The organism is Epilithonimonas pallida, from assembly GCF_900182975.1.
GTDB lineage: Bacteria > Bacteroidota > Bacteroidia > Flavobacteriales > Weeksellaceae > Epilithonimonas > Epilithonimonas pallida.
On the sequence record NZ_FXUO01000008.1, the window covers coordinates 179,306 to 193,779 of the forward strand.

Genomic DNA, 14,474 nt, shown 5'->3' on the forward strand with positions numbered 1-14,474 from the left:
TAATATTTTTAAACAAATGTAGTGAAAAGTATTATTCGTTGGATAAATTATTTTATTTTCTCTATCAGAGACAATTGGATTTCGTCAAAAGCTTTTTCTTTGAGCTCTTTTAATGATAAGTCTGGTGTTAGAATATCATTGAAGAAAACTTTCACAACTCCGGGATATCCTTTTTTATTATCAAAAGGGAACATCTCCTTCAAACCTTTGAAACTGAAAACCGCAATAGGAAATTGATGTTTAGTTGCCAAAATAAAAGCGCCGTCTTTGAATTGATCCAGAACAATACTTGTATCATCTGGGACACCGCCTTCAGGAAAAATAACAACACTGTGACCTTGCTGCATTCTTTCAGCACATCTTCGGTAAACATCAGCACGGCTTCTTGCACTATTTCTGTCCACCATTACACAAACCCTTTTATAAACGGTTCCAAAGATTGGGATTTTTTCCAGCTCTTTTTTTCCGACATAACACAGCGGATGATTAGGGAAAAGAATACAGGGCAGCATAACATCCATGATAGAAGTGTGATTGGATATGATAACATAGGGCTGCGACTTATCAATTTTTTTACCAGTTTTAGAAATCATTTTGTATCGGAAACCCATTCCGTAGAACATCCCGATAGCCCAGTGACGGATAAAAAAATAGCAGAATTTGTAATCCTTCTGCCGGATCGATAAAATATAAACAGGAATAAAAAATATTAATGTAAGAACAGTGCCCAGAATCACCATCCAAAATCGCCAAACATACACCAGTAATGTTCTCATTAATGTCTAATAAAAATTAATCAGACCAAAAATAAGTTTTTATCCGTTAAAAATAACTTTTTTCTTTATAGAATAATTCAGCATCGAGACGAGAAGTATGGCAGAGATCTTACTCATCATTTCCGGAGAAAGTACATAGATTCCCAGATCTATCACTTCTTTGAAGACAAAGTGATATAATATCTGGAACAAAAACAAGCTTATAAAAGTAGAAACCACAGAAACAAGGATAAAATAAACAAACTCTTTTCTCTTAGAATGTTTTCCTCTTTCAAACACAAACCAAATACTTAAAAAATAATTAGTAATAATTCCGCAGCTCGTAGACAGGATATTGCTAAACGGATATTTAATTCCATACAGATTATACTCCCAAAAAAAGACTTTTGGAAGATAAACGCTGAAAAGCTTAAAGCTGCCGATTTCTATAATAGCACTTAGTCCGCCGGCTATGATAAAGAATATAACTTGCTTCTGATGTAGAATTAATTGTTTCATTTCGTTTGCAAATTTATAGGAATTGTTAAATGTTTTAAAATAATCGTTAAATAATTTTTTTGTATTAGAAATATTCCTACATTTATTTTATTGTAAAAGAAAATGAGATTTGATTGAAAAATTGTTTGCACAAAGGTTTTCTTGTTGAAAATAATGCAAATAATTCCAGTTGAGAGTAAAGTTAGCCTGACTAATAATAATTGGTCAGGAAATTTTTTCGCTAAACACAAACACCCAAACCACAAATATTAATCAAATGAAAAATTCTAACAGACCTTACAGAAAATTTTTGCCTCAGCAAAAAAAGATCGAAGAGTTGGAAAAAAGCAGTTCCAGATTCAAAAGAATCTATTCTGAGTATGAAACAATGTCTGATGAGCTCTGGGATCTCGAAAGCAACGAGACTACAGAAAGTATCCCGGATGACTTCATCAATGCCATCAAACTACAAACAACTTATCTGGAGGACGAGATAGAAGACTGGTTGATAGAAGATAAAGATCAATAATTAAAAATCAATTCAAAACCTTCCCGAAAAAATATTATTTTAGCATTCTAAATACATATTTATATGATTGCTATTGTTGACGGAGGATCTACAAAATGCGACTGGGTCATTCTTGAAAACGACGGTACAGAAGTACTGAAAACAGAAACGGTAGGTTTCAATCCGAATATCATAAAAGCAGAATTAATTGCTCCCGAATTAGAAAAAAATCAAGCTCTTACAAAGTTTCAGGATTATCTGGAAAATATCTTTTTTTATGGTTCAGGTTGTGGAACAGCAGAAAAAAAGCTGATCGTTGAGCGGGAGATCCAAAAGGTTTTTACCAATGCTCAGATTCACGTCAAAGAAGATCTTCTCGCAGCAGCATATGCCGCTTACAGAGGCGTTCCTGCAATTGTCTGCATTCTCGGAACAGGTTCCAATGCTTGTTATTTCGATGGCAAAAATGTCAAAACCGAATTACCGTCTTTAGGATTCCTGATCGGGGACGAAGGCAGTGGAAGTGCATTAGGAAAGCAGCTCGTTCGTCATTATTTTATGAAGAAACTGCCACCGGATTTGCATCAGCAATTTACTGAGATTTATCAGCTGAATATTGATGAATTATTGAAAAATATGTATCATAATCCCAGAGCGAATGCTTATATGGCAGATTTTACAAGGTTCATTGTAGATAGAAAAAACCATCCGTATTTTCAGAATTTCATTTACAAAGAACTCAAGAATTTCCTTGAGTTTCAGGTGATGCCGTACGAAGAATGTCGGGATTGTGAGATCAATTTCATTGGATCCATTGCCTACTTTTTCGAAGATTCCTTACGGGCAGCGGCGTCAGATTTTCACTTCAGAATCGGGACAGTTGTACAGAAGCCAATAGAAAGTCTGGTCAATTATCATCGTGACTATATCATTCCAAAGCTTTAACTTTGCAATCATAATTAGGGCGTATCCCTTTGTTTTGCCAGGCTGAGTCAGCCGCCAAAACAAGCGGGCCGGTCTGCGGGCAGTCGCTTTTTTTGTTTTTTGTCATCCTGAGGCGCTCGAACTGCCTTTTCAACAAAAACAAAAAAGAGCTCCAACAATGCCCTCCGCCCTTACGCAAAGAAAAAATAAAAACCCGTGAGTCTATAATAATATAGAAGCACAACAAAAGTAAATCAACAATGTCAAAAAATTCAAGAGACCAAAACGCTTTTGATAAAGCAGCTTTAGATTATCACCGTCAGGAACCGAAGGGTAAAATCGAGGTAATTCCTTCCAAACCACATTCTTCGCAAAGAGATTTGTCTTTGGCTTATTCGCCAGGGGTTGCTGTACCTTGTATGGCAATCCACGATGATCCGCAAAGCGTTTACGAATATACATCCAAAGGAAATTTGGTAGCCGTAATTTCCAACGGTACAGCTGTTTTAGGATTAGGAGATATCGGTCCGGAAGCATCTAAGCCGGTGATGGAAGGAAAAGGTTTGCTTTTTAAAATCTTTGCAGGAATCAATGTTTTTGATATTGAAATCAATGAAAAAGATCCCGATAAGTTCATTGAAACCGTAAAAGCCATCGCACCGACTTTCGGAGGAATCAATCTGGAAGATATCAAAGCACCGGAAGCTTTCTACATCGAGCAAAGATTGAAAGAAGAGTTAGATATCCCATTGATGCACGATGACCAACACGGAACGGCGATTATTTCTGCAGCTGCTTTGATTAATGCTTTGGAAATTGCAGGGAAAAAAATCGGGGAAGTAAAAATGGTAATCAATGGAGCTGGGGCGGCAGCGGTTGCCTGTGCCAAATTGTACATTTCGCTTGGTCTTGATCCGAAAAATATTTTGATGTGTGACAGCAAAGGTGTCATCAATCACAAAAGAGAAAATCTTACACCTGAGAAATTAGACTTCATTGCTCAGACTGATATTTCGACTTTGGAAGATGCGGTAAAAGGCGCAGATGTTTTCGTGGGATTGTCGAAAGGAAATGTAATGTCCGCAGAGATGTTACTTTCTATGGCAAATGATCCAATCGTTTTTGCCCTGGCAAATCCGGACCCGGAAATCAGTTATGATTTGGCAATCGCAACAAGAGAAGATGTGATAATGGCAACCGGAAGAAGTGATTATCCTAATCAGGTGAATAATGTTCTTGGTTTCCCTTACATATTCCGAGGAGCTTTGGATGTTCAGGCAAGAGGAATCAATGAAGCGATGAAATTAGCAGCAGTTCATGCCTTGGCAGAAATTGCAAAAGAGCCGGTTCCGGAAATGGTGAAGTTGGCTTATAATGTAAGTAACATCAGTTTCGGAAAAGAATATTTCATTCCAAAACCTTTTGATAACAGATTGATTACCAAAGTTTCTATCGCCGTTGCAAAAGCAGCAATGGAAAGTGGAATCGCCGGCAAGCAGATTGAAGATTTCGAAGCATATGAAAATCAGCTTCTTGACAGAATGGGTCGTGATGAGAAGCTCGTAAGAATGATGCAGAACCGTGCAAAGGCAAATCCGAAGAGAGTAACGCTTGGTAATGGAGAAGAATATAATATCCTGAAAGCAGCACAGATTCTACAGGAAGAAGGAATCGCTTATCCAAGCTTATTAGGAAGCAAAAGGCTTATCAAAGAAAAAATGGAAGAATACGGAATCACGTTAGACATTCCGATTATCGATCCAAACGATGATGAGCAAAAAGAAACCCGTAAAAAATACAGGAAGACACTTTGGGATAAGAGAAACCGAAAAGGTATCAATGAATACAAAGCAAAAAGACATGTCAGACAGCGTGATTATTTTGGACCATTGATGCTGGAACACGGCGATACGGATGCTTTGATTGTTGGTTTTTCTAAAAGTTATGCATCGGTTCTGAAACCGATTTTAGAAATCATCGATAAAAAACCGGGTGTTAATAAGGTTGCCGCAATGATGATGATCTTGACAGAAAAGAAACCATTGTTCTTTGCAGATACATCAATTAATAAAAATCCTTCCACGGAAGATCTTGTAGAAATTGCAAGAATGGCAGAATTCACAGTAAAATCTTTTGCTATCGAGCCAAGGTTGGCGATGTTAGGATTTGAGAATTTTTCAGCCAAAGCGGATACGTCTAAAAAAGTGGCTGCTGCGGTAAAAATCCTTCACGAGAAATATCCGAAAATGGTAGTGGATGGTGAGATTCAGCCTGATTTCGCTTTGAATAGCGACCACCTGGCGGATTATCCATTTTCAAAATTAGGAACCAATCCGGCCAATGTTTTGGTTTTTCCAAATCTTGAAAGTGCAAACCTTTCTTACAAGATTATCAGAGGAATGAAAGCGGCTCAAACCATTGGACCAATCTTGATGGGACTAGACCAACCGGTTCACGTTCTACAAATGAGATCAAGTGTAGACGAAATTGTAAATCTTGCAACGATTGCAGTCCTTGATGCACAGATGAAAGATAAAAAATAGGATTATTTATCTATAATATAAAGTAAAAGCCATTTTAACGTGTTAAGATGGCTTTTGTTTTTAACTTAATTTATATCTTCGCAAAACCCTAATTTTTTTAATTCGATGATTTATTCACTCAAAGGAATTGTTCAGGAGCTAACACCAACATTTGCTGTGATTGATGTTAGCGGGATTGGATATTATGTTGGTATCAGTCTGCAGACATCACAAAATCTGATGCAAGGATCGGAAGTTTTGCTATACATTCAGCAGATCATTCGTGAAGACGCTCATCTGCTTTTTGGCTTTTTTACAAAGCAGGAAAAAGAGATGTTCAATCTGTTAATAAGTGTTAATGGTGTTGGGCCTGTTTCTGCATTAATATTGTTATCTTCGCTCAGTTTGTCAGAGGCTGCTAATGCAATACTTTCCGGCAATAGCGGACTCATCCAGAAAGTGAAAGGGATTGGTGCTAAAACAGCAGAAAGAATCATCATTGATTTACGCGATAAAGTTGGTGGTTTCGGGAATTCGGAAGAGAAACTTTCTAATTTTGCAGACAATAAAAACAAAAATGAAGCGTTATCTGCATTAGAAGTTTTAGGGATTTCCAGAAAAGTGAGTGAAAAAATTGCTGATAGAATTCTGAAGCAAAATCCTGAAGTTTCTGTAGAAGAATTAGTGAAAGAGATTTTAAAAAATATTTAACAGTTGATGAATTTTTATCATCAGTTTCTTAAAAAAATATAAGTGAAGAAAAATATTTACCTTTATAAATTAACGCTCCTTTTTTTATTATTTGTCGGTTTTATAAATGCATATGCACAGGAAAAACCAGCCGATACACTGGTAACCGGCAGGACGGATTTCAGTCTTGGTGATCCTATCCGTTATGATGCTTTTTATGATATCAAAACGGGAATGTATTACCTGTATCCAAAAATCGGGAACTCTGTAGTTGGAGCTCCGATTGCGATGACATTCGAAGAATACAAAAACTATGTGATGCAAAACAATCTTCGTGCCTATTACGAAGAGAAATCACTTTTAAATGATCTTGGAAGAAGGAAAGATCAGACCGATGCTAAGAAAAAAGGCCTGATTCCAGCCATTACGATCAAAAATAAAATGTTCGAAAATATTTTTGGCAGTAATAAAATTGAATTGATTCCTCAGGGATTTGCCTCATTTGATTTAGGAGGCCTTTATCAGAAGATTGATAACCCATTGATTCTTCCACAAAACAGAACCAGTTTTGCGATTAACATCCAGCAAAGGATTCAGTTGGGAATTACCGGAAAAGTGGGTGAGAACCTTCAACTGAAAGCTAATTACGATACTCAAAGTGGTTTTGCTTTTGAAAACCGGATGAATATGGTTTGGCAGGCAAAAGGTTCCTGGAAAGATCTCCAGTCCAAAGGTCTGAATGAAAAAGGACAGGATCCCGAAGACAAGATTATCAAAAGAGTAGAAGTTGGTAATATCAGCATGCCGCTTTCTACAAGTTTGATCAGGGGTTCTCAATCATTATTTGGTCTCAAAACAGAATTCCAGTTGGGTAAAACAACCGGAACCTTGGTGTTTTCACAACAGCAGGGTGAAGCGAAAACCATAGTTGCACAAGGTGGCGGAACTATGAGTACTTTTAAAGTTAATGCTTTTGATTATGAGGATAATCAGCATTATTTTATGGGACATTATTTCCTGGATAATTATGATAAGTCTTTAGAAAATTATCCTTTAATCAGCTCAAGGATTAATATTACAAGAATCGAAGTTTGGGTGCTTGATCAGGGTGGAGCTAATCTGGAATCCCAGAAACCAATTGTGGGCATCAGAGACTTGGGCGATGCTCAGGGAGTAACACCTAATAATGGTCTTAATAATTTATACGCACAAGTTTCTACCGCATTAGGAACTACGCGAGATATCAATACTGCATATAGCACTTTAAATGGTAGGTCCTTTCCTAATTCTCAAGGTTCGCCGGAGCCATTTGTTGCCGGAGAACATTTTATGACGAATGCAAAGGCAAGAAAGCTGACAACTTCGGAATATAAATTCAATACACAATTAGGTTATATATCATTGAATCAGAGATTGAATAATGAACAATTTTTAGCAGTTTCTTATTCATATACGATTAACGGATCTAGCACTGTATATAAAGTTGGTGAATTCTCTGAAGAGAATGCTGTACTTGTTACGAAACTTTTAAAATCAAATTCAGCAACAAGACCTACATCTCCAATGTGGGAATTGATGATGAAAAATATTTATTCTCTTAACACTAATCAAATTCAGGCTCAGGATTTCTTATTGAATATTAATTTCAAAGATCCGAACTCTGGTGGAAAAGTTAATTATTTGCCGGGTGTTTCATTCAATAATGGAATGCCGGCCGATGCCAACTTGTTAAGACTCTTTAATCTGGATCGTCTAAATGCAAATAATGACCTACAGACAAATGCAGACGGAACGAAAGGCGATGGTATTTTTGATTTTGTTAAGGGAATTACCGTTGATGCAGAAAATGGGAAAATCATATTTACCAAAACTGAACCTTTTGGTAGTTATCTGGAAAGTATTCTAAATATTCCTGACAAGACGCCATATGTTTTTAATGATATCTACGATAAACAGAAAACAATCCCTTCGGAAATTCCATTGCGATATACAATCGAAGGACGTTATAAAGGAACTCAGGGACAGGGAATATCTCTTGGTGCGATCAACGTTCCGCAAGGCTCTGTAAAAGTAACGGCTAATGGTGCTCAGCTGGTTGAAGGTGTCGATTATACGGTGGACTATATGCTGGGAACTGTTAATATCATTAATGAAACGATAAAACAATCTGGCCAGGCTATTAATATTTCTTTAGAAAATCAGTTAACATTCAATACCCAAAGAAAAAGCTTTTGGGGGTTGAATCTCGAGAGGAAGTTTAATGAGCACTTTACATTAGGAGCTACTGTTGTTAACTATACAGAGCGTCCTTTGACCCAAAAAGTGAACTATGGTCAGGAAGCCGTTAGCAATACAATGGCTGGCTTCAATATGATGTACAATAACGAATTGCCATTCCTGACAAGATTAACGGACAAAATCCCGTTTGTAAATACAGAAGCGCCTTCTAACCTTAACTTCAAAGCTGAGGGTGCGTATCTGATTCCGGGACAGAGTAAAGGAATTAATGATCAGTCTTACATTGATGATTTTGAACAGACCACTTCTAAAATTTCTTTGAAAGAACCGGCAATGTGGAGTCTGGCGTCGCGTCCGGAGAAAAATCTTAATGACCCGATATTCCCAACATCCGTAGATAATGATAACTTGAATAGTGGAAATGGCAGAGGATTATTGTCATGGTATACAATTGACCCAAGATTTTACGGAGTTGGAGGAGCTGCTCCCAATGGGATTAATGCTCAGAGATTATCCAATCACGCGTCCAGAAGAGTTCAGATGAAAGAACTTTACAATAACCGTGATTATGTTGCGGGTGAACAAACCCTGCTGAATACTTTCGATATCACTTACTATCCGCAGGAAAGAGGACCTTATAACGTTAATCCCGCTAATGAGGCTACATCGCAAAGATGGGCTGGATTGATGAGACCTATTTCTGTAACCAACTTTATAACATCTAATATTGATTATGTCGAATTTTGGTTAATGGATCCGCGGGCAGATGGAAACAATCTGGGAACCGATCCAAAATTGTTACTTCAATTAGGAAATGTTTCTGAAGATGTTCTTAAAGATGGTAAGCTGCAATTCGAAAATGGATTGCCGACAGCAACAACACAGACCAATACCTCTACAACCAATTGGGGGACACAGCCGAGCCAGTTCCCTATCCTTTATGCTTTTTCATCTGAAGGAGACGAGAGAACACAACAGGATTTAGGTTATGACGGTCTTAATGGAACACAGGAGCAGCAAAAATTTGGAGTCAATTTTGTGAATCCGGTTACTAATGAGCTGGATCCTGCTTCGGATAATTTTGTTTTCTATTTATCGAATCAATTCCAAGGAGATCTTGCATCTTCTTTGACAGAGCGTTACAAATATTTCAGAGGACCGGAAGGCAACTCAGCATCCAATACTCTGGAAGTTGCAACTCAGACACCTGATGCCGAGGATCTTAATAGAGATTATAACCTTGATCAGACAGAAAATTATAATCAATATACCATTGATCTATCTCCTGCTGCGATGACACTTGGCGCGCCTGACAGCAAAATTGTTGACATCAAGGAAGTGGATGTTAAGTTTGAAAACGGACAGGCTGGCAAAGTAAAATGGTATTTGTACAGAATTCCGGTTGCCAATTATGATGGTGCTAACGGGACAAAAGTGGTGGAAGGTTCTGATCCGTCTATTCTTAATAATGTAAGATTTGCAAGACTATTAATGAGAGGTTTTGACCAGACATCAACCCTGAGATTCGGATCATTTGATTTAGTAAGATCAGATTGGAGAAAATATACTAAAAATATTGCTTCCAGCGGAACCGGTGAAAATGAAGGTACACAGCCAGAAGACAATAACAACTTTGATATAGGAAGTGTAAACCTGGAAGAAAATGCATTAGGAACGCCACCTTATGTGTTGCCTCCTGGAATTGACAGACAGGTTCTTAGTGGAAACTCTGGTGCGCAAAGACAGAACGAATCTTCCTTGTATATGAAAGCGACTAAGCTTAGAACATCTAAAGGTGTTTTCAAGAATACAAGTCTGGATATGCGCCGTTATAAAAAGCTACAGTTATTTGTACACGCAGAAAATCAGACAAACACTACAACGTCTAACAGCAGCGAGCTTGACCACGATGCTAAGTTCTTTATACGTTTCGGTAGTGATGCCACAGATAACTATTATGAATATGAAGCATCTTTGAAATATACTGCAAAGAATGCCACTTCTCAGCTGGATATTTGGCCGACTGAAAACAATGTTGATCTTGAAGTAGAGAATTTTGTTAATGCAAAATTAAAAAGAGATGAGCTGATGAGATCAAATCCGAATGCGGTTAAATTTGATGAAAGATATTTGTATCTTGATTATGGAAATAACGAAAGTGACAAAAAAATCTATGTAAAAGGCCGTCCAAGTATTGGTAACGTTACCACGATTATGATTGGAGTACGTAACGAAGTTGCTTCGGCAAAAGGTATAAAGGCTACTGAAAAAGATTTAGTTCTTTGGGTCAATGAGATACGCCTGTCAGAGATAGAAAACAAAGGTGGCTATGCAGGTAATGCAAGTCTGAACTTTAACCTTGGTGATTTTGCAATGGTTAACGCCAATGCATCTTATGCTTCTATTGGATTTGGTGCAATTGATTCTAAGCCTTCTGAAAGATCTCAGGATGAGAACTCAGCATTCAGTATCAATACAACGGTTAATGTAGATAAGTTTTTGCCGGAAAAGGCAGGAATGAAAATTCCTTTAAATTATTCCTACACCCAAACCATCACTGATCCAAAATATAATCCTTTGGATAATGATGTGGAACTTAAAAAAGCTCCAAACCAGGATGAATTGAAAAAAGTGGTTCGTACTTATACACAGCAAAGAAGCATTGGTGTGGTGAATATGAGAAAGGAAAGAATGAACCCAAATAAAAAGGCAAAGTTCTATGACGTAGAAAACCTGAATGTGACGGCAATCTATAATGATGATTTTTATCGTGACATCTATACAAAACGTAATTATAAACAATATCTGAAAGGTTATGTAGAGTATAATTACACCTTCAAGCCATACGTTTTGAAACCTTTTGACAAAATGATCAGCGATACTGCCAAATCATATAAATACCTGAGATGGGCAAAAGAATTCAATTTCAATCCGGTTCCGACACGTTTGTCTTTCAGAACAATTTTGGATAGAAATTATAATGAGCTGGAATATAGAAATGTTGATGCACTGCTTTCAGGAAACGGAGGCTCGGATTTCGAAACAATCCGAAACAGAAACTTCTTCTTTGGCTGGCAGTATAGTTTAGGGTTTAATTTCACCAAGTCTTTGAAGTTGGAAATTAATTCCGAAACGAAAACATTGAATGACCAAATGGATGTTAATTCCATGACAAACCGTTCTATTTTCAGTAATCCTTTCAGAGCCGGCCGTCCGGTGTTGTATAACCACAGAGCGCAACTGAATTACAGGCTGCCTTTTGAATATTTCCCTTATCTTGATTTTATCAATGCGGAGTTAAGCTATCAATTCCAATACAACTGGAATGCAAGATCAACCGCAGTTAGGAATTTTTATAACGATGATACCAAAACTTACGAAAATCTTGGTAATATATCGCAGAACACTAATGCAATTGTTGCAACATCAACTGTTGATATTCCTAAGTTCTTATCTAAGTTTAATTATTTTAGAAAGATCAATGAAAAATTGCAGAAGCGTCGTCAGGAGATAGATTCTCTTGGGAACGTATACAATACTGCATTTACCAAGAAAAATAGCAGATTCAAATTCAAGAATTATAAATTCAAGAATAAGTTGTCACCACTTCAGGCCGCGGCTTATGCATTGACTTCATTTAAACAGTTCAATTTTAATTATAATGAGAATAACGGTATTGTATTACCTGGATTATTGTCTGCACCTAACTTCTATGGTTATGGTCAAACATTAGGAGGTCCAACAATTGGATTCTTATTGGGATCTCAGGCGGATATCAGAAGAACAGTGATTGAAAATGGCTGGGTTTCCAATTCTAAATTAATGAATGATGCTTATTCTGAACTCAATAATAGGAGCATTACCGGAGATCTACAACTTATGCCGGCCAATGATCTTAGAATTGATTTCAATGTTTTACAAAACTATAGTAGAAACTATGTTCAAGGTGGATATAATGTTGTAGAAAATAATTATCGTGGCTATAGAGATGCTTTTGGAACGGAGTTGATTACTTATTCCAATACTTCCTGGTCATTCAATACAGCTTTCAAAGACGGAGCTGCTATTTATCAGGCTATAAAGGATAATGCTTTAGCCATCTCTCAGCAATATGAAGGGATCAGGGATGTAGAAGGCTACACTGCAGGTTATTCCAGAAGTAACTCTTATATTTTGATTCCTGCATTCAAGGCAGCAATTGAAGGTAAGTCTCCGAAAAAGCTGGGCAATCCTACAAAAGCCGGAATTCCTTTACCAAACTGGAAATTGGTTTATTCTGGACTTAGAAATTTACCGATAATCAATAGTCAGTTCTCCAAGTTTGATGTTTTACATTCTTATGTATCTACATTTACAATGTCAGGTATCCAATCAAGTGTAGATTATTTTAACAGGGATTTGAGAGATCCAAGTACAGCCTATGATTCCAATGGTAATAGATATAATCCTTATACATTTACACAGGTTGGATATGTAGAATCTTTCTCACCACTTATTGGTTTTGATGTAACAATGAGAAACAATATGCAGTTCCGTTTCAACTACAATAGAGATAGAACTTACCTTTTAGGGTTGGTTAATACAACTCTCACCGAAGAATTAGGAAATGAATTTGTAGTAGGTTACGGATATATACTGAAAGACCTCAAGATAAGAATTAATTATAAAGGGAAAGGAAGAGATATTAAGAGCGACCTTAATATGAGAGCGGATCTATCAATGAGAGATAGCAAGACAACACTTACCAATATCTTGATAGACGATTCTCAGGTAACAGGAGGACAAAAGATTTTCAGTCTCAAGTTATCGGCAGATTATAATATGTCACAGAATTTGAACCTGAAATTTTTCTACGATCAGATGATGACGAAGTACAAGATTTCAACAGCATTCCCATTATCAACAATCAGAGCTGGTATTACAGCAACGCTGACTTTTGGAGGAGCTAATTAATAATCAAAAAGAGTAAACAATTTGTTTACTCTTTTTTTGTAATTTATTTTTATTCTATTGTTATATCCTAATTATATAATTAAATTTGCCAAAACCTAATCAAAGAAAATGAACACACCATCAGAACTAAAGTACACCAAAGACCACGAGTGGATCAAAGTAGAAGGCGATACAGCAACTATCGGGATTACAGATTATGCCCAGGGAGAACTGGGAGATATCGTATTCGTAGATGTTGACACTGTTGACGAAGATCTAAACGAAGGCGATGTATTCGGAAGTGTAGAAGCGGTTAAAACCGTTTCCGACCTTTATCTTCCGGTAGCAGGTACAGTTTTAGAAGTTAACGCAGACCTGGAAGATCAACCGGAATTACTGAATACCGATCCTTATGGAAAAGGTTGGATCATCAAATTGAAAGTCTCAGATTCAGCAGATCTATCAATCTTGTTATCCGCAGAAGAATACCAGGAAGTTGTTGGATAATATCATAACAAAATACAGTAAGATTATATTGCCCATTTATTGGGCATTTCTTACTTATATGCTGTTGCGTCCGGGTTTGGAAAATAAAGAATATGCCTTTATGTTCCCTCATTTGGACAAGCTCATCCATTTTACCATTTTCTTTCTTTTAGGATTTTTTTATAAGTCAAGATTTCCCAAAACCATATTCTTATATTTTTTTCTCATACTTGTTTCTTACGCATTACTAACGGAGATTTTACAAGACATTATGAAGCTTGGCCGTTCGCTCGAAGTTTTAGATGCAGTCGCAGACACAGTAGGATTATCATTTTCATACTATATATATAATAGGTATGAAAAATTTCAAAACCGGATTTAATTTCCAGATATCTTATCATCAATAGATATCAACACCCCATTAAGATTCTAAAAGCAAATTTGGGCGGCTGCCAAAAGCCAAACCATTTCCCGGGCTATTTTGTCACCGGGCTATTCGCTCATATCTTTTGCTTTTTCAGGTCATAGTTTCACCATACTATTATAATATAGAAGTTGATGACACATTCAACCAGAGCGACCGTTCCACAAAAAAAGCAAAAGGATAACCGCTGCTATCCCTGCCGCACATGCATGTTCATAATAATATTTCACGATATAGTAATCTATTTAACATAATGTGGATAACTTTAAAATGTCTTTAGAACCTTCTACCACAGTAGTTTAATTAAGCAAGTTTTACACAATTATAAATTTATTGTTAATTCGATTTGCAAGTTGTTACATATTCACCATACATTTGCAGAACCAAAATGAGAGAATTGGTAGCGCAGGAGAGCAGTAATATAGTGATGGTTTGGTTAATATGTTTTTAGGAGCAGGTTAAAAAAAACATTTCAAAAAATTTGCTGTAATAAAAAG

At 36.7% G+C, this 14,474-nt stretch carries 9 protein-coding genes; 7 read left to right on the top strand and 2 right to left on the bottom strand.

The genetic code is table 11. From position 1 onward, the window contains the following. Positions 1-47: 47 nt before the first annotated feature. Positions 48-776 carry a lysophospholipid acyltransferase family protein gene (locus QOL71_RS15375; protein WP_283417778.1) on the bottom strand — a complete coding sequence of 243 codons (729 nt, stop codon included), beginning with the start codon at positions 774-776 and terminating at the stop codon, positions 48-50. 39 nt (positions 777-815) lie between these two features. Continuing rightward, positions 816-1,274: a GtrA family protein gene (locus QOL71_RS15380; protein WP_283417779.1), complete on the bottom strand. Its 459-nt coding sequence runs from the start codon at positions 1,272-1,274 to the stop codon at positions 816-818. Between the two features lie 256 nt (positions 1,275-1,530). On the opposite strand from QOL71_RS15380, the gene QOL71_RS15385 reads away from it, so the two are divergent. The 7 genes from QOL71_RS15385 (at position 1,531) to QOL71_RS15415 (ending at position 13,935) form a co-directional block, all read left to right on the top strand. After that, on the top strand, positions 1,531-1,782 hold the full coding sequence (locus tag QOL71_RS15385; protein WP_283417780.1) for a hypothetical protein: 252 nt from the start codon (positions 1,531-1,533) through the stop codon (positions 1,780-1,782). Positions 1,783-1,845: 63 nt separating this feature from the next. Continuing rightward, a complete protein-coding gene (locus QOL71_RS15390) occupies positions 1,846-2,706 on the top strand; it encodes a BadF/BadG/BcrA/BcrD ATPase family protein (protein WP_283417781.1) in 861 nt (286 codons plus the stop codon). 239 nt (positions 2,707-2,945) lie between these two features. Then, positions 2,946-5,228: an NADP-dependent malic enzyme gene (locus QOL71_RS15395; RefSeq protein ID WP_283417782.1), complete on the top strand. Its 2,283-nt coding sequence runs from the start codon at positions 2,946-2,948 to the stop codon at positions 5,226-5,228. Between the two features lie 105 nt (positions 5,229-5,333). Next, complete coding sequence (ruvA, locus tag QOL71_RS15400) at positions 5,334-5,918, top strand: Holliday junction branch migration protein RuvA (RefSeq protein WP_283417783.1); 585 nt, start codon at positions 5,334-5,336, stop codon at positions 5,916-5,918. Between the two features lie 42 nt (positions 5,919-5,960). Then, the gene (gene sov, locus QOL71_RS15405) at positions 5,961-13,088 is read left to right on the top strand and encodes a T9SS outer membrane translocon Sov/SprA (protein ID WP_379953751.1); all 7,128 of its coding nucleotides are present in this window, start codon (positions 5,961-5,963) and stop codon (positions 13,086-13,088) included. A gap of 108 nt (positions 13,089-13,196) precedes the next feature. After that, positions 13,197-13,574, top strand: a complete 378-nt coding sequence (gene gcvH / locus QOL71_RS15410; protein WP_283417784.1) for a glycine cleavage system protein GcvH — start codon at positions 13,197-13,199, stop codon at positions 13,572-13,574. 58 nt (positions 13,575-13,632) lie between these two features. Next, positions 13,633-13,935: a VanZ family protein gene (locus QOL71_RS15415; protein WP_346772105.1), complete on the top strand. Its 303-nt coding sequence runs from the start codon at positions 13,633-13,635 to the stop codon at positions 13,933-13,935. Positions 13,936-14,474 lie beyond the last annotated feature (539 nt).

What these genes read in the sequence shown, in the direction of transcription:
- QOL71_RS15395 (WP_283417782.1), top strand. Translation starts at nt 2,946, where the DNA reads ATGTCAAAAAATTCAAGAGACCAAAACGCTTTTGATAAAGCAGCTTTA.
- QOL71_RS15385 (WP_283417780.1), top strand. Translation starts at nt 1,531, where the DNA reads ATGAAAAATTCTAACAGACCTTACAGAAAATTTTTGCCTCAGCAAAAA.
- gcvH (WP_283417784.1), top strand. Translation starts at nt 13,197, where the DNA reads ATGAACACACCATCAGAACTAAAGTACACCAAAGACCACGAGTGGATC.
- QOL71_RS15415 (WP_346772105.1), top strand. Translation starts at nt 13,633, where the DNA reads ATGCTGTTGCGTCCGGGTTTGGAAAATAAAGAATATGCCTTTATGTTC.
- ruvA (WP_283417783.1), top strand. Translation starts at nt 5,334, where the DNA reads ATGATTTATTCACTCAAAGGAATTGTTCAGGAGCTAACACCAACATTT.
- QOL71_RS15390 (WP_283417781.1), top strand. Translation starts at nt 1,846, where the DNA reads ATGATTGCTATTGTTGACGGAGGATCTACAAAATGCGACTGGGTCATT.
- QOL71_RS15380 (WP_283417779.1), bottom strand. Translation starts at nt 1,274, where the DNA reads ATGAAACAATTAATTCTACATCAGAAGCAAGTTATATTCTTTATCATA.
- QOL71_RS15375 (WP_283417778.1), bottom strand. Translation starts at nt 776, where the DNA reads ATGAGAACATTACTGGTGTATGTTTGGCGATTTTGGATGGTGATTCTG.